Source organism: Marinobacter fuscus (assembly GCF_003007675.1).
In the GTDB taxonomy this organism is placed as follows: Bacteria; Pseudomonadota; Gammaproteobacteria; order Pseudomonadales; family Oleiphilaceae; genus Marinobacter; species Marinobacter fuscus.
The window spans coordinates 1-22,593 of the sequence record NZ_PXNP01000030.1; the positions used below are offsets into that span (position 1 = coordinate 1).

At 56.3% G+C, this 22,593-nt stretch carries 26 protein-coding genes; 11 read left to right on the forward strand and 15 right to left on the reverse strand.

The window, feature by feature from the left end; translation table 11 throughout:
- Positions 1-233: 233 nt before the first annotated feature.
- The 7 genes from C7H09_RS07520 to C7H09_RS07545 all read right to left on the reverse strand — a co-directional run bounded on the left by C7H09_RS07520 (position 234) and on the right by C7H09_RS07545 (position 7,186).
- Positions 234-1,652 (reverse strand): IS1380-like element ISPsp9 family transposase, encoded by a 1,419-nt coding sequence (locus C7H09_RS07520; RefSeq protein ID WP_076611315.1) that lies wholly within the window; start codon positions 1,650-1,652, stop codon positions 234-236.
- A 39-nt stretch (positions 1,653-1,691) separates the two neighbouring features.
- A complete protein-coding gene (locus tag C7H09_RS19740) occupies positions 1,692-1,925 on the reverse strand; it encodes a hypothetical protein (RefSeq protein WP_133166211.1) in 234 nt (77 codons plus the stop codon).
- Between the two features lie 10 nt (positions 1,926-1,935).
- The gene (locus C7H09_RS07525) at positions 1,936-3,117 is read right to left on the reverse strand and encodes a restriction endonuclease subunit S (protein ID WP_106761975.1); all 1,182 of its coding nucleotides are present in this window, start codon (positions 3,115-3,117) and stop codon (positions 1,936-1,938) included.
- Positions 3,107-3,889 (reverse strand): Fic family protein, encoded by a 783-nt coding sequence (locus tag C7H09_RS07530; protein ID WP_106761976.1) that lies wholly within the window; start codon positions 3,887-3,889, stop codon positions 3,107-3,109. The genes C7H09_RS07525 and C7H09_RS07530 overlap by 11 nt, the downstream gene beginning before the upstream one ends.
- The gene (locus C7H09_RS07535) at positions 3,873-5,399 is read right to left on the reverse strand and encodes a type I restriction-modification system subunit M (protein WP_106761977.1); all 1,527 of its coding nucleotides are present in this window, start codon (positions 5,397-5,399) and stop codon (positions 3,873-3,875) included. The genes C7H09_RS07530 and C7H09_RS07535 overlap by 17 nt, the downstream gene beginning before the upstream one ends.
- 133 nt (positions 5,400-5,532) lie before the next feature.
- The gene (locus tag C7H09_RS07540; protein ID WP_106762025.1) at positions 5,533-6,135 is read right to left on the reverse strand and encodes a restriction endonuclease subunit S domain-containing protein; all 603 of its coding nucleotides are present in this window, start codon (positions 6,133-6,135) and stop codon (positions 5,533-5,535) included.
- Between the two features lie 232 nt (positions 6,136-6,367).
- The gene (locus tag C7H09_RS07545; RefSeq protein WP_106761978.1) at positions 6,368-7,186 is read right to left on the reverse strand and encodes a DUF2059 domain-containing protein; all 819 of its coding nucleotides are present in this window, start codon (positions 7,184-7,186) and stop codon (positions 6,368-6,370) included.
- Between the two features lie 90 nt (positions 7,187-7,276).
- On the opposite strand from C7H09_RS07545, the gene C7H09_RS07550 reads away from it, so the two are divergent.
- Complete coding sequence (locus tag C7H09_RS07550; protein ID WP_476738587.1) at positions 7,277-8,005, forward strand: transglycosylase SLT domain-containing protein; 729 nt, start codon at positions 7,277-7,279, stop codon at positions 8,003-8,005.
- Between the two features lies 1 nt (position 8,006).
- Here the strand turns inward: C7H09_RS07550 and C7H09_RS07555 are convergent, their stop codons facing one another.
- Positions 8,007-8,906, reverse strand: a complete 900-nt coding sequence (locus C7H09_RS07555; RefSeq protein ID WP_106761979.1) for a LysR family transcriptional regulator — start codon at positions 8,904-8,906, stop codon at positions 8,007-8,009.
- Positions 8,907-9,038: 132 nt separating this feature from the next.
- Here C7H09_RS07555 and C7H09_RS07560 point away from each other — a divergent pair, with 132 nt between their 5' ends.
- Positions 9,039-9,233 (forward strand): hypothetical protein, encoded by a 195-nt coding sequence (locus C7H09_RS07560; RefSeq protein ID WP_106761980.1) that lies wholly within the window; start codon positions 9,039-9,041, stop codon positions 9,231-9,233.
- Positions 9,234-9,495: 262 nt separating this feature from the next.
- On the opposite strand, the gene C7H09_RS07565 is transcribed toward C7H09_RS07560, so the two are convergent.
- A complete protein-coding gene (locus tag C7H09_RS07565; protein WP_106762027.1) occupies positions 9,496-9,924 on the reverse strand; it encodes an Lrp/AsnC family transcriptional regulator in 429 nt (142 codons plus the stop codon).
- 115 nt (positions 9,925-10,039) lie between these two features.
- Here C7H09_RS07565 and C7H09_RS07570 point away from each other — a divergent pair, with 115 nt between their 5' ends.
- Together C7H09_RS07570 and C7H09_RS07575 are read left to right on the forward strand one after the other, a co-directional pair.
- On the forward strand, positions 10,040-11,152 hold the full coding sequence (locus C7H09_RS07570; protein WP_106761981.1) for an arginine N-succinyltransferase: 1,113 nt from the start codon (positions 10,040-10,042) through the stop codon (positions 11,150-11,152).
- Positions 11,136-11,939 carry a DUF1338 domain-containing protein gene (locus C7H09_RS07575; RefSeq protein ID WP_106761982.1) on the forward strand — a complete coding sequence of 268 codons (804 nt, stop codon included), beginning with the start codon at positions 11,136-11,138 and terminating at the stop codon, positions 11,937-11,939. Before C7H09_RS07570 ends, C7H09_RS07575 begins: the two co-directional genes overlap by 17 nt.
- Before the next feature lie 36 nt (positions 11,940-11,975).
- On the opposite strand, the gene C7H09_RS07580 is transcribed toward C7H09_RS07575, so the two are convergent.
- On the reverse strand, positions 11,976-12,641 hold the full coding sequence (locus C7H09_RS07580) for an AbiTii domain-containing protein (RefSeq protein WP_106761983.1): 666 nt from the start codon (positions 12,639-12,641) through the stop codon (positions 11,976-11,978).
- A 175-nt stretch (positions 12,642-12,816) separates the two neighbouring features.
- On the opposite strand from C7H09_RS07580, the gene C7H09_RS07585 reads away from it, so the two are divergent.
- Positions 12,817-13,146 (forward strand): protein-L-isoaspartate O-methyltransferase family protein, encoded by a 330-nt coding sequence (locus tag C7H09_RS07585; protein ID WP_106761984.1) that lies wholly within the window; start codon positions 12,817-12,819, stop codon positions 13,144-13,146.
- A 134-nt stretch (positions 13,147-13,280) separates the two neighbouring features.
- Positions 13,281-13,457: a DUF1328 domain-containing protein gene (locus tag C7H09_RS07590; RefSeq protein WP_106761985.1), complete on the forward strand. Its 177-nt coding sequence runs from the start codon at positions 13,281-13,283 to the stop codon at positions 13,455-13,457.
- A 5-nt stretch (positions 13,458-13,462) separates the two neighbouring features.
- On the opposite strand, the gene C7H09_RS07595 is transcribed toward C7H09_RS07590, so the two are convergent.
- Both C7H09_RS07595 and C7H09_RS07600 read right to left on the reverse strand, forming a co-directional pair.
- Complete coding sequence (locus C7H09_RS07595; RefSeq protein ID WP_106762028.1) at positions 13,463-14,359, reverse strand: DMT family transporter; 897 nt, start codon at positions 14,357-14,359, stop codon at positions 13,463-13,465.
- Positions 14,360-14,451: 92 nt separating this feature from the next.
- Positions 14,452-14,688, reverse strand: coding sequence for a TIGR02647 family protein (locus C7H09_RS07600; protein ID WP_106761986.1), 237 nt, complete (start codon positions 14,686-14,688; stop codon positions 14,452-14,454).
- Between the two features lie 214 nt (positions 14,689-14,902).
- Here C7H09_RS07600 and C7H09_RS07605 point away from each other — a divergent pair, with 214 nt between their 5' ends.
- From C7H09_RS07605 to C7H09_RS07620, 4 genes are all read left to right on the forward strand, one after another.
- On the forward strand, positions 14,903-15,610 hold the full coding sequence (locus C7H09_RS07605; RefSeq protein WP_106762029.1) for a transglycosylase SLT domain-containing protein: 708 nt from the start codon (positions 14,903-14,905) through the stop codon (positions 15,608-15,610).
- Positions 15,610-16,389, forward strand: a complete 780-nt coding sequence (locus C7H09_RS07610) for a spermidine synthase (RefSeq protein WP_106761987.1) — start codon at positions 15,610-15,612, stop codon at positions 16,387-16,389. The genes C7H09_RS07605 and C7H09_RS07610 overlap by 1 nt, the downstream gene beginning before the upstream one ends.
- Before the next feature lie 112 nt (positions 16,390-16,501).
- Positions 16,502-18,415 (forward strand): hypothetical protein, encoded by a 1,914-nt coding sequence (locus C7H09_RS07615; RefSeq protein ID WP_106761988.1) that lies wholly within the window; start codon positions 16,502-16,504, stop codon positions 18,413-18,415.
- Positions 18,416-18,477: 62 nt separating this feature from the next.
- The gene (locus tag C7H09_RS07620; RefSeq protein WP_106761989.1) at positions 18,478-19,173 is read left to right on the forward strand and encodes a pseudouridine synthase; all 696 of its coding nucleotides are present in this window, start codon (positions 18,478-18,480) and stop codon (positions 19,171-19,173) included.
- A gap of 36 nt (positions 19,174-19,209) precedes the next feature.
- Here the strand turns inward: C7H09_RS07620 and efpL are convergent, their stop codons facing one another.
- The 3 genes from efpL to C7H09_RS07635 form a co-directional block, all read right to left on the reverse strand.
- Positions 19,210-19,776, reverse strand: a complete 567-nt coding sequence (gene efpL / locus C7H09_RS07625; protein ID WP_106761990.1) for an elongation factor P-like protein EfpL — start codon at positions 19,774-19,776, stop codon at positions 19,210-19,212.
- 114 nt (positions 19,777-19,890) lie between these two features.
- Positions 19,891-20,589 (reverse strand): crotonase/enoyl-CoA hydratase family protein, encoded by a 699-nt coding sequence (locus C7H09_RS07630; protein ID WP_106761991.1) that lies wholly within the window; start codon positions 20,587-20,589, stop codon positions 19,891-19,893.
- A 105-nt stretch (positions 20,590-20,694) separates the two neighbouring features.
- Positions 20,695-21,549 (reverse strand): hypothetical protein, encoded by an 855-nt coding sequence (locus C7H09_RS07635; RefSeq protein ID WP_240616533.1) that lies wholly within the window; start codon positions 21,547-21,549, stop codon positions 20,695-20,697.
- Positions 21,550-21,741: 192 nt separating this feature from the next.
- Here C7H09_RS07635 and C7H09_RS07640 point away from each other — a divergent pair, with 192 nt between their 5' ends.
- The gene (locus C7H09_RS07640) at positions 21,742-22,485 is read left to right on the forward strand and encodes a substrate-binding periplasmic protein (RefSeq protein WP_106762031.1); all 744 of its coding nucleotides are present in this window, start codon (positions 21,742-21,744) and stop codon (positions 22,483-22,485) included.
- Positions 22,486-22,593: the final 108 nt, after the last annotated feature.

A 22,593-nucleotide genomic window follows, 5' to 3' on the forward strand; every position in this document is an offset into this window, starting at 1 on the left:
CCCGCCTTATTCACGAGGGCGCTGATTGAGCGGTCTGAAGGTACTGGCTGTTGGCATTGCTTATCAGGATTCGCATCTTCAGCGCGAGTGGCTGTTGAGTAATGCCAGAACGCAGCCCTTTTCCTACTTACTTATAGCTCTTTGGAATCAATTGCGACCGTCCAAGCAGCCGTGATCGCCGACCGCCGCTCCGGTCGCTCGCTTTCTGATGCTGTGGTGGTCTCGCAGGAGCGTCAGCTCAGTGCGGTCAGCTTCGGCAGCCCCTTCAGCAGCGTCGGCCACCACTTGTCGGCGGCGGCCCCCAGATGAACGGTGATTCGCCGAGCGTGCAGCCTCAGCGTGGCGGCGACCTTCAGCACCTGCTCGCGCATCCGGCTGAGGCTCCAGCCTTGCCGGGTCTGCCGCTCCAGCAGGCAGCGCAGGCCATGCAGGACCTGGTAGGCGTAGAGACTCAGTAGCAGACTCACTTCGTTGCGGGCCATCACCTCTTGAACGGTGGAAGCGCCGCGGTCGGTCGAGGAGAGATGCACGTCGAGTGCTGATTTCACCTCGCCCATGTGCGCCTCGGCGCTGCCGCGCTTGCGATAGAGTGCTAGGACCTTCTCTGGCGGCCAGTCGAACTTGCTGAGGTTGGTGACCAGGAAGAAGGCATGCAGCAGCAGGTCATCGGGGCGTTCCTGCACCACCAGCACTACGCGCCGCGGTGCCGACCAGGAGCCGGCTTGGTACTCCAGATCGTGGCACCACTCGCGAGGCTGCTCGGGTGGCCGGCCGGGTGGCCGCTTCAGGAGCGGTGCTGCCAGCTTCTGTAGACCGGTGTGACTGCGCAACCGGCCCAGGTATTCGATCTCCCGATCCTCCAGGGCCTCCAGCGTCGCGTTATCGGTAAAACCGGCGTCGATGCGCACACGAACCTGTGCCCCGGTGCTCTCGTTGAGTCGTCGTACCAGATGCGGGATCCAGGTGTCGGCGTTCTCTGCCGGGCCGGCGTTGCCCTCGCGCAGCAGGCCGCCCACCATGTCGCCGGTCTCCGCCAACGATGCGACCAGCGGCGAGTAGATGCGGGCCCCGTAAAGGCCATGATAGGCCGACCCGCCCTGATGGCCATGCACCTCGATCGGCAGGCCATCGATGTCCAGCGTCAGCTGTTTGGGACGTTCACCGTTCTGCAGCGAGGTCAGGCGCCAGACCACCAGCCGCAACAGGCCTTCGTGCACGGCATCGATATTGTCGTTACGACCGAGGCAGCTCAGCAGCCGCGACAGCGTGGCTTGAGACGGCCGGTCCTGGACCAGGGGTGTCATGCCGCGTGCATCGCTGCAGGCCAACTGCCAAAGCGGGTCACGGCGCAGCGTGTCGGTATCGCTGAGATCGATCCAGCCCATCGCACGCTGCAGCACCAAGGTACGCAACTGGCTGGCCAGCGAATGACGGATGCGCAGCGGGTGGCGTCGATCGACCAGATTGTCTTCCAGCGCCTCGATCACGCCGCTGTTGTCGAGGGCTTCACGCAGCAGCAGGGCGCCGCTGTCGCTGGTGGTGCGCTGGCCGCTCAGCTCAACACGGACAGAGCCGTTGCATGAGGGCGTCCAGGTGGATAGGCTTTCACCCATGGCGAGTGGTCCTCTTGAATCGTGTTCTGGCAGGAACATCCTGATTCTACAAGAGAAAACCTCTCGCCATCTTCGTTTTCAGGTCGGCCTCATGAATAAGCCGGGATTAAGTGCAGAGAGTACTTGCTGCCATTGTTGTGCTTGTGATTCGGTCAACCCATGAGTAAGCTCGGCTCGAAGGTGGCGCTCAAGAGCTGGCATCCCAAAACTCAGATCAAGTGCACATGAAGTTCCTGTGCCAAATAATACAAACGGCTTGTCTGTAAAAAACTCAGCAATCGCTTGATATGCAACATCCTTTGTTAGCTCCACGTGCATCTCCTTAGCTCACCAAAACTCTTCGCTTACCTGTCAACAACTGCTGCATCAGGGCTTTTTTCTCTTGCTTAAAGGCATCGAGTTTCTGTTGCAAAGCGGTGATTTCCTGATCGGCACAGGAAAGTATGGCAGCGATTTTTTGTTGTTCTGCGATAGATGGTAAAAGCACTTTGAAATTCTGAAGGAGGCCGAGCTTAATATACGGCATCGCGCCATGTTGCTTTTCTCGATCTATATCTCGCATCAGCCAATAGAGGATATACTGATGAAGAAAAGGGACATCAATCCCAATAAATTCTGAAAGAATATATGTTCTCTGGTAAGCCTCAAATTTGCCGTTGAAATAATGAGTTTTTCCAAGCATCCCATTACCAGCGATCAAAAGCGCTTCGCAGTCATAGGAGTAGTTATCACTTTTGGTCGGCTCACTCGCACAGGTGAAAAAAGGATAATTCCCTTCTGGATTACCTTCGTTTACATCCTTCTTGCCGGTTTTTATTGTGCAAAGTGATGCTAATCTCTGGTGCTTCCACTCCCCACTAAACCTAACCCCATTCTTATCCAACAAGCGTTTTTTACCGGTGAGCAGTTGTTGCATCAGGGCTTTTTTCTGCTGCTGGCTGTTGGCGAGCAGTTGTTCGGTGGTGGTGATGGCCTTGTCCCAGGTGGAAAGGATTTGGGCGATTTTCTTTTGTTCGGTGTATGGGGGAACCGCGATTTTTAACTTTTTAAAATACGGCAACCCAATTGTTTTAATGGTTGACCCAACGGCCTGGCGTTCAAATTCAGCCTTATTAAACTGAAGCCAGCTATAAAGAAACCAACTGTTCATCCTTTCTGAGTTATCGCATTTCCAAGCAATAAAGTGCTGGCTAACCGCCATAGGTTCAGCCATAACGCCGCTTTTTCCTATACCAGCGTCACGTGATAAAACCACAGTTTCTGCTGGGTGTAATTCAGCGGAGCTATTAGCTATTCCTGCCTCAGATATTTCCTTATCGGTTTCGTAGACATACCCTTGGTCTAAGCGAAAGCTATCTGCAAGGGATATCCATTTAATTCCACCATCCCAATATTCGGGGAAGGATTTACTCGGCGTATGACCGCTACAGCGAGTTGCAAATTTGTCCAACAGGTCGTACTTCCATCCAGTCGGGATGTTGTCCTTAGCCAAACTACGCGCCATATCCCAACTCCTCCAGATACTTGGCAACGTCGGCCTCTATGCCCAGCGCCCACCAATAAGTGGCAAAGCTTTTCTCGACGGCTCTGGCCACCAAATTGATAAAGTCGCTGTAGTCACCGCTGCAATGGGCTTTATCCAACGCCTGGTAGTAATCCAGTCGTTGGGCCACTTCGATCACGGTGGCTGGAAAGCCGGCTTTCATCAGTTCCAGGTTCATCAGCAAACGCGAGGTGCGGCCATTACCATCGACAAAGGGGTGAATTTTTACAAATTCGCCATGTATCCGTGCGGCCCGTTCAACCGGGTGTAATTGCAGTGCGTGGTTGCTGCACCATGCGCTGAAGGCAGCCATTTGCTCTGGCACTTGCAGGGCGTTAGGTGGGCGGTGTTCGGCACCGGAAATCAGTACATTCACATCTCTGTAGCGCCCGGCGTTCTCTGTGTCGATATTTTTCAGTACCAACTGGTGCAGATTTTTGATGGCCCATTCATCCAGTGGCTGCTGCTTTTCAACCAGCTCTTCCACCATCAGAATGGCATCGCGGTGGTTGATGGCTTCAAAGTGTTCACGCAGGGTTTTGCCGCCAATGGTGATGCCTTCCAGCGCAACCTTGGTTTCTTTCAGCGTGAGGGTATTACCTTCAATGGCGTTGCTGTGATACGTCCATTGCAGCACCAGTTCTTCGTGAAGGTTGGCGGTAACGGCCTTGTCCAGGGGGCGGTATTCGTCCAGTTTGGCTTTAAGGGCATCGAGCTTAGCGAATGGATTCATATCCCAGCTCCTCCAGGTAGTTGGCCATCTGGCTTTCCAGCCCGGCCAGTTGGGCTTTCAGCTGTTCACGCTCGGCCCGCACGGCCATCAGGTCGATTTCTTCCTCTTCTTCAAAGGTGTCGACATAACGCGGGATGTTCAGGTTGTAGTCGTTCTCTCTGATTTCATCGAGGCTGGCAACGTAGGCGTATTTGTCGACGCTGGTGTTATTACGATAGGCTTCGACGATTTTGGCGATGTTTTCATCCGTTAGCAGGTTCTGATTCTTGCCTGCTTTGAACTCACGGCTGGCATCGATAAACAGGGTGCTGGTGTCTGACTTGGCCTTGTTGAAGATTAAAATTGCCGCCGGAATGCCCGTGCCGTAGAACAACTTTTCCGGCAGGCCAATAACAGCATCCAGCAGGCTCTCATCGATCAACTGCTTACGGATCTTGCCTTCACTGGAGCCACGGAAGAGCACGCCATGAGGAACCACCACGCCCATGCGCCCCTGTGGTTTCAAGGTTTCGATCATGTGCAGAATAAAAGCGTAGTCGCCTTTGGTTTTTGGCGGTACGCCCCGGCGGAAGCGGCTGAACTTATCGTGCTCGGCTTCGTCGTGGCCCCATTTATCCAGGCTGAACGGAGGGTTGGCGGTCACGATATCAAACAGCATCAGGTCGCCATTTTTATCGAGTAGCTTGGGGTTACGAATGGTGTCGCCCCACTCAATTTTGTGGTTGTCTTCGCCGTGCAGGAACATGTTCATTTTGGCCAGCGACCAGGTAGAGCCGATGGCTTCTTGCCCATACAGGGCGTAGTTTTTGCTGCCGTGATTCTCAACAATCTTACGCGCACATTTCATTAACAAGGATGCAGAGCCGCAAGCCGGGTCGCAGATGCTGTCGCCCGGTTGCGGGTCTAACAACTCGGCGATCAGATCACTGACTTCTGGCGGGGTATAAAACTCACCGGCTTTCTGGCCACCGCTGGCCGCGAAATTTTTGATCAGGTATTCGTAGGCGTTACCGATCACATCCAGCGTGCCGACACGGCTGGGTTTAAGGTTCAGCTCGGGCTTGGCAAAATCTTCCAACAGGTGGCGCAGAATGGTGTTCTTTTGCTTTTCTTCGCCCAGTTTATCGGTGTTAAAGCTGATGTCCTGAAACACGCTTTTACCGGCGTCTTTCAGTTTGGTGCCGTTGGCTTCTTCAATGGCGTGCAGCGCCTGGTCGATGCGTTCACCGTTACCAGGTTCGTGGCGGTGCTCCCAGAGCGTGTAAAAGCTAGCGGTTTTTGGTAACACAAAGCGCTCGTTTTTCATCATCTCTTCAATGAGTTCCGGCTCGTCGCCGTACTCGGCCTTGTAGCCATCGTAGTGATCCTGCCATACATCGGAGATGTATTTGAGGAACAGCATGGTCAGGATGAAGTCTTTGTAGGTATCGGCGCTGATGGTGCCACGGAAGGTATCGCAGGCGTTCCAGAGCGCTTTGTTGATGCTGTCTTGATTGATTTTGTCGTTCATGATTTTGGTTCCCTAATACCCTTTGTCGGCCTGTATTCATCGACCAATACAAGCTTTTCGATGCGTTGCCCGAGCTGAGCCCTACCTGGGTGCTTACTTCAACCATTCGAAGGGTGGCGATACTCTCTCGCCATTAGTCTTCCCGACCATCGAATAGCTCATATGCAATCGCCCCCATCATGCGCTCGCTGTTGTCTATTAGCTGCTTAATCACCCGATGCTCTTCTCGCAAGGTTTTGGCCATATCTACAATAGATTTCTGTTTTGTTAGTGGCGGCACAACAACGGGGGCATCTTCCAACACACTGCGACGAATGCTCTTTGTGAGCGTGCCTTCTGCATTTTGTTCAAAATGCCGCTGTACTGGCGCTTGATTCAACAACCACGCGATAAATTCCGGGAGAACTTCTCTCCCTTCCGGGCTATTGCCTTTTACCCGCACCAGAAAAAAGTGCGGTGCAGCGACTGCCTGCTTGCCGGTGGAAGCCAGGGCGTGATCGACCAATACGGCGTAATTATGACTTCCCCGAGCGGCTACCAATATATCCCCTGCGGAGAGCAAATCAGGTTTTCGTTTACCGGTTAGTTCGGTCTCAAGACAACCCGACCAACGAACCCCGTCGGTTAGACTCACGTCTTTCATCTGCACGGCAACAACACCAGAGCCTACCGTTTCCGAAATTCGCCCCCGAAATGGATAACCCGCATTGATGCTTGCAATCTGTTTAAGCCACATGCCCAACCCGCTCATTATCAATGATGCAAAAATAATCTATGATTCTTAACATTTCGTCAAGCAGAAATTTAGCACCATCGGCAATTATGCAAACTTAGAGATGGGGAAAATTAATTTGTTGCGGGGGCGGGTGCTTGCTATGGACTGACAAGACCAAACCGGAGGAAGAAAAAAGAAAAGAAAGACGCCAGCCTGAAGTTTATTACAAAACTCAGGCTGGCCACCTGGCCCGCTACTGCCCGGGCGCCAACAACCCAGACAGGTTTTTACCAATGCTTTCCACCGGCGCCATGATCGCCTGCTGGATGCTCTCGGTTACCACCTGCGAAAACGCCCGCCCTGCCTTGCTCTCCAGAAACGCCAGATACAGCTCCATTTCCTGTACGCTGATCTTGTCGTAGGTAAACAGGTAACTGTCGTACACCTGCTGCTCCACCACGCCCCTGAGCGCCGGGCGCTGGCTTTCCACCTTGCTGCGAAGCTGGTCGTAGTGTACCGATTCGCTGCTGAGTGCAGACATGGCCGAGGCCAGGCCCAGCTGCACGGCGATGGTGGTATCCACGGCACTTTCGGTGGCCCGGGCGGCACGGTCAAAACGGTCGAACAGTTGCGCCTTGCGGCTGCCTTTATACTGACTGCTCAGATCGCCCGCAGCGGCACGGATTTGCGGCCAGATTTCCGGAGCCGAAGCGGCAATTTCAGCCGCTGCAATCTTGCGGGCGACCGGGGTGGCGTACCACTCCTGCACTGCCTGTAACTGGGCGCCCGATAACTGCGCTTGCAAACCGGTAACAATCTGCTGTTCGATCTTGCTGGCGCTGAAGCTGCCCGCCACCACATAGGCGATGGTATCCGCCACCATCGGCGGCACCTTGCCACTGTTTTTCAGCCCATCGCGCACGCCCTGGCTGAGCATGGCCGGGTACTGGGCAACAATGTCATCGACCGGCGACGCGGCCAGCACCTGGCGGGCATCGGGGGCCGCCTGGGCGGTTCCGAACGTCAGCATGGCGGCGACTAAAACAGGTTTAACTAGGGCAATTCGCTTCATTTACCTATCATCCTGAAGATGGACACCCCGCTGTTATGCCACGGCGCAAGGCACGGCAGCAAGCAATCCCGCAGTTCAGGAGATGACGGTTTGGTAGGAATCCCCGGCAGGCCGGGCCGCAAGAAAAAACGCCGTAAAGCCAGCCGAAAAAAAACCTGGCGAACACGCGCCGCCTGGTATGGGCTGCCGCTGGCCGGTTTGCTGGTGGGTATCTGGGCCACCTTGCGCTTTAGCCTGCTGGCACCGGACCCGCCCGCCAACCCGGAAGATCTGTGCGAGATTTTCCGGGAACACCCGGCCTGGTATGACTACGCCCGGGATTCCCAGCGGCGCTGGGGCACACCGATTGCCACTCAGCTGGCGTTTGTCTACTACGAATCCTCGTTTCGCAGCCATGCCCGGCCACCCAGAACGCGGCTGTGGGGGCTGATCCCCTGGGTTCGGCCAACCACGGCCTTCGGTTATGCCCAGGCGCTGGACCCCGCCTGGGGTGAGTACCTGGCCGCTAATCAGGGTGACTGGTTAACCGTGCGCAGCGACATGAAACACGCGCTGGATTTTGTCGGTTGGTACAACCGGCTCAGTCACCAGCAACTGGGCATTCCGTATACCGCACCCCGGGAGCTGTATCTGGCCTATCACGAAGGCAGAAGCGGTTATGCCCGCCGCTCCTTCGACCAGAAACCCCAGCTGACGACGCTGGCCAGCCGGGTTCGCAGCCGCGCTTTTCGCTATGACCATCAGCTAAAACGCTGCGAAGCCGAGTTCCAGTGCTGGCGCTGGTACCAGTTCTGGCCCTTCTGCTCCGCACCCTCCTGAATCAGAGCGTGCCGGAAATCTCAATGGCAGATTCCAGAGCCTGCAAACGCTCCACCAGAAATTCCATGGCAATGCGCACCCGGGCCATTTGCTGGGTGTCCTGGTTTACGTGCAGCCAGAGGTCGACACTCTCGCCTTCCAGCGGATCAGACAGGCGCCTCAGTTCTTTGGCTGGCTCGCCAAGATAACAGGGCAACACCGCCAGCCCGGCTCCGGCCCGTGCCAGGGCAACCATCGACTGCAGCGTGTTGCAGCGAATCACCGAGCTCACGTTCTTCAGGTGCTTGCGATACCAGCGGCCGGTGGCCAGGTGGCTGAACGACTCGTCCGGCAATATCCAGGTGCAGTCCTCCGGCTGGTTTTCTATGTCCATGTTGCGATTGCGACGACAATAACTGGCAGCACCGTAGACCGCCGATTCAACCGCCGCAATGCGTTCGCCTTCCAGCGTCGCCTGGGGCTTGTTTTCCGGCCGCAGGGTCAGGTCGGCTTCCCGGTGCGTGAGGTTGGTTACGTCGTTGTCGGTGAGCACTTCCAGCTCAATATCCGGATAGGCTCGGGACATTTCCACCAGGATTGGGCTCAGCAGCTCGTTCATCATCACATCTTCGGCGGCCACCCGGACTTTTCCCACCGGCGCGGAATCCTCGCCCACCAGTTTGCGCTCCAGATTTTCCATATCGGTGGCCAGCCTTTCGGCCGCACGAAACGCCAGCTCACCCACCGGGGTCAGCTGTAAACCGTTCTGGTTTCGTTCAAAGAATTGTACGCCGAGGGCCTCTTCCATCTGGTCGAGACGCCGCAGCACGGTGGTTTGGTGAACACCCAGAATGTCACCGCCCTTGGCAAAGGTGCCACCTATTGCAAGGGCCCTGATGTATCGAAGATAATCCCAGTCCATAGTCACTGCATTTTTGCAACGAGGGTAGGGATTTTAACGTATTCAAACTGCAAAATAGAATCCTTAGAATCGTGAGTAAATTAACGTTAGATCGCTATTCATTCAGCCGTAAAGAAAGGAGGAAAGGGCGCTATGAATCAAGAACATATCGCAACCGTTAACCCGCTGCCGTCGACCATCCTCCACAACAGTGCTGAGGTGCGGCGCCAGTATACCCGTGCCGCTGCGAAACAGGCGATGCAATTTTTCCGCCGCAAGGTTCGTATCTTCAATCGCAAGGCTGCGGTTGTGGCACAGGAAATCCCGCAGGTTCAGGGCGGCCACTGATTCAGGTAACCCGTTGACCAGCATGTATAAGCAAAAGCGCCGGCGTAAAAACACGTCGGCGTTTTTGTTTGTTTCGTGACATCTATCAAGTGTGGTCTACAGTGGAAGAGAACGCGTAACGTTACTCATCACCTGTGGAGGTTGTTATGAAACTATCGTCGCGCTCTGCCCTTCTAATTCCCGCCTGGTCTCTGATTCTGGTTGGCTCCGGTGTGTTCTTCTACAGCGCCTGGCTGGGCCACCTGGGAAGCTAACCTTACCCTCATCGTTTAAAGCGGGTTTCGAGCACCACCGCCGAGTTGGTGCGCTCAACGCCTTGCAGGTTGCCGATTGTGTCCAGCACCCGGTTCAGCTCTTCCAAAGCCCCGGCCTGGACAATGGCAATCAGATCGTATTCACCGCTGACCGCGTACAGCTGTGCTACCTGATTTATGCGCTCCAGTTCCGTGAGCGTTCTGGCGGTCAGTTTCTGATGAACTTTGATCGAGACGTGCGCTTCTACCTGATCTTCCAGGTAGCTCTGCCCAAGAATGACCGAGTAGCCCCGAATAATGCCAGCCTGCTCCAGCCGGGTGATACGGTTTTGCACCGTTGTGCGTGACAAATGCAGGGTTTTCGCCAACTCGGTTACGCTGGTGCGGGCATTGCGACGAAGCAACGCCAGCAACTTCTGATCTCTGTTTTCTGTCATTTTGCACATCCAAATAGACAATCTGAATAAAGCGTAGAACAGATCGTTCATTTTGACGCTGCTTTTTAACACCCGGCGCCCACATACTGGGCAAAAACAAGGATGAGGTGCCGCCATGATCATTCGCCCGGTGCAACACAGTGATTTGCCTGCACTGTTCCAGATTGCCCAGGAGTCCGGCCCCGGGTTCACGTCGTTGATGCCGGATAAGCTCGCACTGGCCGCCAGAATTGAAATGTCTGTTCGAAGTTTTCGAACCGAAACACCCGGCACGACCGAGCAACGCTACCTGTTTGTACTGGAAGAGCCCGGCACCGGAGCCATTATGGGCACCACCGGCATTGTAGCTGGCGCTGGCCTGGAGAAGCCTCTGCACCACTTCCGCCACAGCACTCTGGTGCAACATGCCCGAACACTCGGGTTGCGGCACTCAACCGACACTCTCACCCGCAGCCACCATTACCGGAACTGCACGGAACTTTGCTCGCTGTTCCTGCGCCCGGCATTTCGCAAAGCAAACGCAGGCAAACTGCTATCGAAGGTACGCTTTGCTTTTATCGCCCAGCATCCGGGGCGCTTTCCCGGGCAAGCCATCGCCCAGATGCGCGGCTTCACTCTGCCCGATGGACGCTCCCCCTTCTGGGACTGGATGCAGCAACATTTTGTGAAGCTGAGCTTCGATGAGGTGAGCCACCTGGCGGGCAGCGGCGAACTCTCCGCCATCGAAGCCCTGATGCCCCGCCATCCGCTGTATACCCACCTGATGGACAATGCTGCACGATCAGCCATTGGCCAGGTGCACCCGCAAACCCGACCGGCACTGGCCATGCTGGAGGCCGAGGGCTTTCGTCATCGGGGGCTGGTCGACCTGATCGACGCCGGGCCCACGGTGGAGTGCCCCACAAACCGGATTGCCAGCGTTCGTGATTCCAGGGTGGTGGCGGCACGGATTCTTAACCTGGCTGGCCGGGCTCCGGCCGATGGCCCTGAAACCATCCCGTTGCTGGTAGCCAATGATCACCGGGAGCATTTTCGGGCGACGGTGATCAACCACCAGCCAAAGGCCGCGCCTTGCGGGGAAATTCAGCTAACCTCAGAACAGGCAGCCGCACTGCAGGTAACCACCGGAACAAAACTTCGCATACTGCCTCTGGCCCGTAGCAACAAACGAATTGAGCGGCCGGGCCAGCCGGAACTGATGGAGCCACACTATGCACAATCATCCTGACGCCCTGTTCGACGCACTCTGGCAGGATTACCGCAGGGTTACGCCGTCGGCCGACCGCATCCATGCGCTGTTGGCAGAACGCGAATCAACCCCGGTGATGAATGACCATATTGCCCTGCGCACGTTCAATCTGGCCCCGGTGGGGCTGGAGGCTCTGGCAGCGCATTTTCTTCATCTGGGTTATCGACAGGGTGGCGAGTACCATTTCGAAGCAAAAAAACTCTACGCCCGGCACTACGAACACCCTGACCCTGCCATGCCCAAGGCGTTTATTTCTGAATTGCTGACCGAACAGTGTTCACCGGCCCTGCAAACCATCGTTCAGAATCTGGTTGCTCAAGTCTCACCCCAGGCACCGGAGGCGGATAATTTTCTGTATTCCGGCCGCCACTGGGCCCTGGATTACGCCACCTATCAGCAGTTGTTGCAGGAGAGCGAATACGCAGGCTGGCTGGCCGCCTGGGGCTATCGGGCCAATCATTTCACCGTCAGCATCAACCAGCTTGCATCTGTGGATTCGGTGGCCGAAATCAACAGCCTCCTGAAAGAGAACGGCTTTACCATTAACCGTGCCGGAGGCGAGATAAAAGGATCACCGCAGGAGTATCTGGAACAGTCATCCACCATGGCAGACCGGGTGATGGCCCGTTTCAGCGATCAGCAGGCGGTGATTCCGAGCTGCTTTTATGAGTTCGCCAAACGTTACCCCATGGCTAACGGCCAACTGTATCCGGGCTTTGTGGCCGCCTCTGCTGATCGTATTTTTGAAAGCACCAACGCCCAGTGAGCGTCAGGAGTCTGAGCTGCAAAAAGCTGCAGACTCCTAGCCCGCTCGCCGGAACATTCGTTCCAGAAATCCCCGCTCCTTCACATCCGGAACCGGCAGCTCATCCACCTGATCCAGGGCTGCACGCCAGAATGCTTCGGGCGTGTCCAGGTGGGCCACGGACTGCCGCTCCTCGGGGCTGTAGTGGTTGTGCTCGCCGGTAAGCCCTGCCTGCAACAGCGCCTGAGCCCAAAGCAAAAGCGATCCTCGCACGGTTCTCAGCAGCTTCGAATACACATCTCGGCTCAGGTTTATCGCCAACTCGGCGCTGAGGTTAATCTGCTGTTGCAGGATGGCCATGTCGTCCGGCCCCAGCAAAATCCGGTTGCCGTTGCCTTTTTTGCAGTTCAGGCAAACCTGTTCCAGTACCTTGATGCCATCGCCCAGATCCCGCTGGGCGTAATCAGTGGTCTGCTGGTCGTTCACCGGTGCCGGTATCCAGCCGTATTGAGGTGACTTGGCAACAATGTGCCCGGGCAGATTCCGGCGGTATGGCGGTGCTTTGAGTGGGTCGGCATAACCATCAAATTCTTCCCGCAGCCAGGCGGCCATTTTGCGATGCCGTAACATAGTGGCCAGGGTAATGGCAGATGGAATCAGCTCCGTCAGCAGTTCATCGGCGCTATGGCTGCGTTCCTGAAAGTGTTCTACAGATGTCGACATGCTTTTCTCCAAGGGGCCTGAACAGGCGACCCCTGTCCTTTTTGTTGTTGTTTGGTTCTCCTGAGCCAGAATCAGGAGTAGTCTGTGATTGAAAAGTAGTCAGATATTCCGACTCATACTGTTGTAGAAAGGTTATGCCTTTGTTACCGCAGGTAAGTATCAAGAGGGCCATGGCATGACTACCGGCAAGGCGTCCTTTGAGGCCCGGCGAAATCTGGATGCGGCCGGTTTTACCCAGGTACATGTTATTTGCGGCGACGGCACCCTCGGGTGGCCAGACGCCGCCCCCTTTGATGGCATCTGTGTGGCCGCAGGGGCACCGATAGTGCCAGAAAGCCTCAAGCAACAGTTAGCGATAGGAGGCCAGCTGGTCATTCCTGTGGGCTCCGAGCACGGAGTGCAAACCCTTACATGCCTCACCCGGCTGTCCGACGCCGACTATGAACAGGCAAACCTGGGAGATGTCCGCTTTGTTCCTCTGTTCGGTGAAGTGGGGTGGGCCTAGTGTTCCGGCAACGCCGTTCTCATGCACGAACGTGAAGGCAAAATTAAAGTACTTCCACAAAATGGTTGAAAAATTGCGCATTCAGCCCAGCTGTGCCAGCGTTATAAGACCATTCCTTAGAAGAGGACAAAAGCATGCTTTATTGGGCCGTTGTTTGTCTGGTCATCGCCATTGTCGCTGGCATCCTGGGTTTCGGGGGCATTGCCGGAACCGCCGCAGGCTTCGCCAAAATACTGTTTTTCATCTTTCTGGTATTGCTGGTGGTTTCTCTGGTGTTCAATACCCTGAAAGGCCGGGGCCCCAAGCTCTAAACAGTTCAGGTTTTCGCTGGCCGTGGCCCCTGCATAACCACCAGGGCCACGCCGGTAACGGCCACCACTCCCCCCGCCATGGCCAGTACGCCAAGTCGTTCATCAAACAGAATAAACGCTTCCAGTGCGGTGACCGGGGGCACCAGATAGAACAGGCTGGCCACCTGGGAGGCCGCGCCCCGGCGGATCAGCCACATCAGAATCAGAATCGCACTGATGGATAGCCCGAACACCAGCCACCCCAGTGCCAGAGTAAATTGAAGTGTCCATTGCACCTCGCGGGTTTCCAGCAAAAAGGCACCCAGGGCAAAGAAAGCCGCCGCCGCCAGATACTGGATCATGGTACCGGCAATCAGATCGACGCCGGTGCCAAAGCGCTTCTGGTATACCGTACCCAGCGAAATACCGATCAGCGCCAACACCGCCCAGAGCAGAGTGATCGGCGGCAGGCTTAATCCACTCTGGCCCTCGCCCAGCTTTTCGAGCAACACCAGCGCCACGCCCACCAGGCCCATCACCAGCCCCAGCCACTGCCGGGTCGTCACCGACTCCCGCAGCACCAGCACCGCAGCCAGCGCCGTTACCAGTGGCTGCAAACCTACAATCAACGACACCAAGCCCGACGGCATGCCCTGGTCGATAGAGTAAAAAACGCCACCCAGATAAGCCCCCTGTACCAGCAGTCCGGTGACCACCAGGTGCCCGGCACCGCGCCAGCCGGGCCAACGGGTTTTCATCACCACCGCCAATACCGCCAACGGAATTAAGGTCAGTAGCATGCGCATCAGCAAAATGGTGAAGGGTTCGGCGTAGGGCAGCCCGAACTTGGCGCCGATAAATCCTGTGCTCCATAGCCAGACAAACAGCGCGGGAACAAAAAACGAATAGAAAAGCGGTGGCATGGTTATGGCTCGATCCAGAGCTAAAACCATCGACTATACCGGCTCTGCGTGGCCGGGGACAGAGCCCCGGCCCGAGCCGCTAATGCGGGTAGTTATTCTGCCAGCATGGACTGCAGTTTTTGGGTCAGCTCCACAGCCTCACACCCCATCGGAGTCAGGTAACCACCATCCTTCTGACTGGTAAAGCCGCGCACAAACAAGGCTTCTGCGGCTTTGACGGTTTCCGGGGAAGCGCTGTGACTGTGTACTTTGATGCCTTCCTGAGTGGATGTGGATGGAAACTGCAGTAACAGGTTCAGTTCGGCAATGTTGTCTGTTGAAAATGGCATAGAGTACTCCGGGCTGAATAGGCATTATCACGGTTTCTAATCTCTCTGCAGTGTAGCCCAACCGGGTTCCGATAGCGCCCCCTGATTGCCGCAACCGACAATAACTGCAACAACAAACCGTATCATCCAGGCACCAAAAGGCTACAATTCCGGGTATATTCACCGGCCAGATACAGGTACATTTATCCTCGGAATGCTTTACACCAGACCCGCCATGAAAAAATCCAGCATCAACCGGTTGCTCACTGCCCTTGGCGCCAGCTTTGTGCTGACGCTGTCCTGCACCGTGTTCGCCGACAGCATTCAGCGCATTGTGCACCCGGATGGCCGGGTGGAGTTCACCAATGTGAAAAGTAAAAGCCAGCCCCGGGCCTCCAGCAAAAGCGAAACCGTTTACCGCTATACCGACGAGCACGGCGTGGTCGCCTACAGCAGCGAGCAGCCAAACGGCGCCGAATTCGACGTTATCAGCTTCCATTGTTACGCCTGTAACCCCGATTCCACCGTCGACTGGCACCGCACGCCCTTGTTCCTGAGCCCGTATCAGAGCGAAATTCGTACCGCCGCCCGGGAGTTCAATGTAGACCCTGCCCTGGTGCGTGCTGTTATCCATGCCGAATCGGCGTTCAACCCCAAGGCTGTTTCTCCGGTGGGCGCCCAGGGCCTGATGCAACTGATGCCGGGCACCGCTAAAGAATTGGGGGTGCGAAACCCGCTGGTGGCCAATGAGAATATCCGTGGCGGTGTGGACTATCTGGCCCGGATGCTGAAGCGCTTCGACGGAGATACCCGGCTGGCAACCGCCGCCTACAACGCAGGCCCGGGCGCTGTCGGGCGCTACAAAGGCATTCCGCCCTATGCGGAAACCAAGGCCTACGTAGAACGGGTGGGCATCCTGCATCAGCGTTACGCCGCCAACTGATGGCCACCATCATCAAACGGCCCGCCATCACCGGTGATATCGTGCATGTTGCCAGCGACCGTTACGGCAACATTCTGGTTATCGACGACCGCAAGCACCGCATACTCAGCTTCGACTCGGTATTCGAGCAGAGCAAGATCAAGCGCAAGATGCCCCATGTGCCGGTGCACGAATACAGCCGGGCGATGCTGTTGCCGGTGGCATTTGCCGAGCCGGTACACGTGACCCTGCTCGGGCTGGGCGGTGGCGTCATGGCCCATGGCCTGCACCACCTGCTACAAGATGCACAGATTCATGTGGTTGAGCTTCGGCCCATGGTGCTGGAGGTAGCCCGGGAGTGGTTCGCCCTTCCCCAGAGTGAAAGGCTGACGGTATCCATTGGCGATGCAGGCGTAGCGGTAGAGGCTTTGCCGCCAGCCAGTACGGAAATGATTCTGACCGACCTCTACAGCGCCGACAAAATGTCTCCGGCGCAGTCCCAGAGGCAATTCATCAAGGCCTGCGCCCGCGCCCTGGCGCCAGGTGGCTGGCTGGCGCTGAACTACCACCGGATGCCGGAGCCAGACGGCAACCTGATTCGAGAGCTGAAACGCCGGTTCCCCTGCCTGCTGGCCTTCAAGAGCAAAACCAACAACTGGGTGATCTACGGTTGCAATCGTCCCTTCAGCCCCTGGGGCACGCCCGATACGGTACTTAAGAACCTGGAGTCGCGGCTGCCGATAGGCTGGGCCAAGATTATGAAGCGAGTCACCGCTCTGAGTATCGACACTCTGGTGTAACGTCCTCACCCGGATTTTCAGAATTTTTCGCCAAGGCAGGCAACTGTTCACCGTTTTCACGCTAGAATCTGCACCTCTCTTTTTCGTCTTCCCGGCATGGTAAGGAACCATCATGGCATTTGAGTACGGAGCTCAGAAACTCAACATACGCAATCCGTTTCGGTTTGAAGGGCTGATCCGGTCTGTTCGTGGCTTTTTGCTGGTGGCCATCGGCATCTATTTACTGATTCAGATTCAGCCTCTCCTGGGTACAGACAAACCCCGGGCCTGGATGAACCTTTTCATTGGCGGCCTGTTTGTGGCCGGTGGTTTAAACGCTCTGGGCGGCGGCCTGTTCCAGGTGATGCGCTTTTTCGTGGGCCGGGCGGCACCTGCCTCGCTGGCAACGAATGTGGCCCGTGAAGCAGTGAACGAGAAAGAGCCCACGCTCTACAATGCCAGCAGCCTGCACAATATGCTGATGAGCAAGAGCAACCCCACCTTTGTGGAGCCGATTGGCTGGTTTGCCCGGGCGGTACACTCGGTGTTTCCCAATCTCATTGTTACCCCCTGGCCCATCCGCAATGTTGCCCAGAACCTGGCCATGAAACTGACCAAGAGCCTGGTGGCGATTGTCGCCTTTCTGGTGGCCAGCCTGGTGGTCACCATGGTGTTTTCCGGAACCGAAGGAGCCGAGGTAGGCAGCACCGTTATTTCTCTGGTGCTGCAGGCCACGCTGCTGGTTTATCTGGGCCTGCTGTGGGTAAAACTGGGCAATCCGCTGTCCCGTGCCAACATGGTGCAATTGGGCAGTACTACCAGCAAAGGCCTGGCTCTGGTGATTATCGGTGCCATCGCCATCCCGATTCTGACGGCCCAGGGCTGGATCGGCTTCTGGGAACAACTGCCCGCCTCCAGCCGACAAAACCTGACAGAAACCGTACCCCTGCTCGACCCGGTGTTTCGCACCGGTTCTCTGCTGGCACTAACCCTGATTTGCGCCACCATTATTGCCGCAGTAGCTATAACCCTGATCAAAGCCCGGATCGGGATGGTGCAGATACAGACCAGCAGCTCGGAAATGAATAACAGTTGGCGCTTCGATCTGCATCCCCGGCAGATTTTTACCACCCTGCGGGATCTGGTACTGATGCAAAAGCGCCAGCAGGAACTGCCCAACCGGATCTATCTCGACAGCAACGACACCGGCGATGCCAACCGTGAAAACGAACAATTCAATGGTGACCTGCTGGCCGAAATCCAGCCCCTGGTTGAAGACAAAGCCGAGCCCGATGTTCTGCGCTGGGCCCGAGTTGGCGGAACCGTCGCTGGCCAGGTGCTGCTGCTGAGCGGAGCGCTGATGCTGTGGCTGGGAGCAGATCGAATACTGGACCACGCCTACTCCATGGACGAGATCCGGGCAATGGGTGGCAACGCGGCACAACTGGTAAGCCAGGTATTCGCCCCGATGGGCGCCACCGCCGCCATTCTATTGGCAAGCCTGCTATTGCTGGGTTTTGGACGCACATTGTCGCGTATCTGCCATTTGTTCTGGGCCGAAATTTTCTTCAAATCGAATATCTTTGATCTGCACTGCGAAGGCACGGTGATGCGGGCAACCCATTACCGCGGAGCAGACCGGCACAGCGCTTCCAGCGAGCAGGATGTGTTCAGCTTCGACGCCACCTATTTCGCCCTGGCCACCGAAGCCGTCAGCTCCACCTTTGCCGTTTCTGGCCAACACAACCTGGAGCAGCCTCGTTACCTGCTGTCCCTGGCACCCTGCGATGGTTTTATCAACAGCGTGGTGGGTGATCTGGAAGAGCAGTTCCGCCGCCGCAATGAAGAAATCCACAGCGAGAAACAGGCAGACCGGGAGCAGAGGCTGGACTACATCCGACAGGAGCAGGAAGCCCGCAGAACCGGCGATATGGCGGCACAGGGCCTTGCGACACCGGAACAGCGTGCGTCGCTTGAGGCCGATGTTGTCAGCGACCGGGATCGGGAAAAAATTGCTCGCTGGGAAGGCGATGGTACAGACAGCTGATTGCAGACGATTTACCAACGGGAACCCATAACGTTCCCGTTTTTCAACCTTACCGGGGCCGGATGAAGCTTTCCCGCATACTGAGCAACCAGAACCGCATCAGCAGGCGCCAGGCCAACCTGCTGCTGGCTTCAGGCCGTGTGCAGGTGGATGGCAAAGCCGTGCGGGATGGCGCATACGAGGTCTCCCGCTTTCAGCAGGTCTGCGTAGACCAAACCGTTGTTCAGGCTGGCGAACCGGCGTATTACCTGATGATGCACAAACCCGCGGGCTACCTGAGCGCCACCAGCGATCAGCAGCACCCGACTGTCATGGAACTGGTTGCGCCGGATCTGCGCCCTCATCTTCATATTGGCGGGCGCCTGGATCGGGCATCCACCGGCCTGTTGATTCTGAGTAACGACGGGAGCTGGTCCCGGGCCTTGACCGCTCCGGAAAACAAACTACCAAAAACCTACCGGGTAACCACGGCGTATCCGCTATCGCCCGACACGGCCGATCGATTTTCCGAGGGTATCTGGTTTGAATACGAACAACTGCGAACGTCGCCTGCGCAGCTGGAGCAGATCAGCGCTACCGAAGTACGGCTTACCATTTACGAAGGGCGCTACCACCAGGTAAAGCGGATGTTTCATGCCGTCGGTAACCGGGTAACCGGCCTGCACAGGGAAGCCATGGGGCCGTTGACGCTGGATGCCAGGCTGGAGCCCGGCCACTATCGCCCACTGAGCGAAACCGAAATCCGCACAGTGGGCTGAGTTACCGCCGCATTCACCTACGGTAAAAAAGACAGATCAGGCGCGGCTCAGGAACTTCCGTTCTTCCACGTTGATCTTGATCCGGTCACCGGTAGAAATGTGCTCGGGCACCTGAACCACCAGGCCGGTTGTCAGCCGTGCGGGCTTGGTACGTGCCGTGGCAGAGCCGCCTTTGATAGAAGGATCTGTCTCTTCAATCGTCAGCTCTATGGTGGGCGGAAGATCCACAGCAACCGGCGTATCGCTCACCAGTATCACCATGATTCCCTGAGTGTCCTCGTTGATAAACAGGAGCTCATCTTCAATGGCACTTCGGTTCAACATGTACTGGGTATAGTCTTCCGCATCCATGAACACGTATTCGTCGCCATCGGCGTAGGAGAAAGTGGCCGCACGCCGCACCAGATCTGCCAGATTCAGCATGTCGGAATCTTTGAACGTTTCATCCAGCTTCTGGTTAGTGACCACATCGTACATACGCATCCGGTACAAGCTGCCACCGGCGCGACCCTGGGGTACAGAGCGCTCGATGTCTTTCACAAAATACACGCGGCCTTCGTACTCAACCGCCTGATTCTTTTTGATTTCACTTGCTTTTGGCATAGCACCCTATTCCAGTAATAGTTAGATAACACCGGCGTTGATATACCACGACTGGTGACAATATGCGATAGCGCAGCCACCAACACGGCCGCCGGAGCGACGGCCGGAAACGGCTTATCCCATCAAATTAAAGTGGGCAATGTCCTGCTCGATGCAGCGATCCAGCAAAGCCAGGTAGTCTGCCTTCGCCTTGAGTTTGGTCTCACGGTGAGCACGCTTGTTCAGTTGCTTCATCTGGGTTGCCACTTCCAGCGCCCGCTCCTTCAACTGTTCAGCCGGTACGAATTCATCCAGGAACCCGGCGGCAACCGCGCCTTCCGGATTAAAGATTTCGGCATTGACAACCGAGCGGTAAAAATAGGGCGCTGGCATGCGGTGGCGAGCAATTTCGATACCGGCATGGTGCATAGTCATACCAATGGCGACTTCATTCAGGCCCAGCTTGAAGCTGCCGGCTACACCAATACGATAATCCACCGACAGCAGCAGGAACGCACCCTTGGCAATGGCATGGCCACCACAGGCCGCAATCACCGGGAATGGAAACGCCGACAGGCGACGGGTGAACTTCGAACCGACAGTCACCAGTTCCAACGCTTCTTTCGGCCCCTTCTGCATTTCTTTGAGATCGTAACCACCTGAGAACATACCGGGCTGCCCGGTAAGAATCACAATAGCCTTATCCTGCTCAGCACGATCCAGGGCTGCGTTCAGTTGTTCGAAAACCGAGTGACTCAACGCATTGGCCTTGCCGTTGCCGATGGTAATGGTGGCAATGCCGTCGTTCAGTTCATACGTTACAAGTTCTGTCACCTGATGATCCTCATGTACTGCGGTATTTAAGTGAGTGTTCGTTAACTTTATAGGTAATGCTGCTTACAGGCAACGGCATCTGCCTGATGCCAGAACCCCCTGAAATCAGGAGGCCGGCGCTTTCAGATCCTCAACAAACCGGGCAAGCCCCTGACGGATTTCGGCAACCTGCTCGCGCCAGTCGGCTTTGTAGCGGTCAAACCGGGTATCCAGCTGTTCAAAGTTAAGCTGCGTTTCTACGGCCACCCGGGTGCTGTTTAACAGCTCGGCCAGCTGCGGGTCTTCCAGGCCTTGCTGGCTGGCCTCAAGACGGTTCACCGACTCATTCAGTTTGCGCCGGTCTTCCGGAGATGCCGACGGGTTTTGCCTGAGCGCTTCAGTCAGCGATTTCGACAGGCGTTCAAGTTCCCGGCTCAGCTCCTGACCATACTCTTCCGCCAGTTCCGCCCAGCGCTCTGTGGTTGCCTCCGCCTGTTTTTGCAGCTCCTTCCCCATTCGATCCAGCTCAAGTGCCAGTTCATCGGACTGCCGCGCCCAACGCGCCTGCAAATCCTGACCCAACTGCTCCAGCTGGCTGGCAAGCCCGCTCCAGATTGGCTTTTGCTCCAGTGCATCGCCGGTACGGTAGTAATCCACCAGCCACTCACCGTCTTTTTGCACCAGGTAGGTTGCTGCCGCGATGTCCCCGGCGGTGTTGTCGACACCCTGCAGGCGGATATCGATACGGGCACTGCTGTCTTCAATAACCACTCGGCCCGGAATAACAACCGCATCCTTCCAGTCCCGGCCGAAGTGATCGAATGCCGCACCATCCACCAGTGTGGAGTAATCACTAACGTCGCCAGCGTCTCCCTCAATCACAGCCTGCCAGAAGGCCTCGGACACTTCCTGCGGCGTTTCCGGCCCACCACACGCCGAGAGCAACACGGCGACAAGCCCTGTGGCGAAAATTTTCATCATCTTCTTCACTCGATATTCTCCTGAAACCTGACGCCTTACTTTCCGCATTCCGCCGGAACGACACAAGGCCAATAGCGGCCTATCAGATGAATCATTCATGACAAAGCAGTAATAACCGAAATTTTTATGGAAGCACCCAGCTAATACACTGTCCAGCGATATTCACATGGAATAAATCACGAGATGTCGCTTATGAAAGCCAGACTCTGCTCACTGATTGCCTTGCTCGCTTTTGCCGGAAGCGCTACTGCCGCCGAAGAGTTCCGAATCTACACCGAGCAATACCCACCGTACAACATGACCACAACCGGTCAGCTCTTTGCCCATTCGGAAGACGAAGTCACCGGTGTTTGTACCGACATCATGAAGGCGCTGCTGAAGCGGGCGAACCTGAGTTACAGCATCAAGTTACGGGATCTCAGTTATGGCATGAACCGCTCCAAGAATCATTCGGAGCACGGCGTGTACTGCGTGTCGAAGACCGACGAGCGGGCCCCCTTCTTCCAGTGGATTGGCCCCATTTCCAAAATCGAATGGACCCTGTTTGCCAAGCCGGGCTCGGACATGAAGCTGGACAGTCTGGATGACGCCAGACAATACCGCATTGGCGGCTATAAGGGCGACATCATGACCGGGTATCTGGAAGACAAAGGCTTCGATGTTTCCGCCATCAGCAACAACGGCCTGAATGCCCGCCGCCTGGTTCAGAACCAGATTGATCTGTGGGTCACTGATGGCATGGCAGGCCCCTACCTTGCCGCCGACGCTTCTGACATTACCGGTCTGACACCGGTACTGGTATTCAAGGAAACACCGATGTACCTGGCCGTGAACAAGGATACCAACCCGGAGATTCTGCGCGCTCTGAACGACGCCCTCGACGAGTTGATGGAAGCTGGCGAAATCGAAACGATTACCCGATCCTACGGGCTCTAATCCCCGCTGATTTACACCCCGGCCGTCAGCGCCGGGGTATCCATTGCTTTCTTCCGCTTTCCCTGCCCGTTACACTCTCATCTTCGCTTTAGAATTTCCGAGCACGGT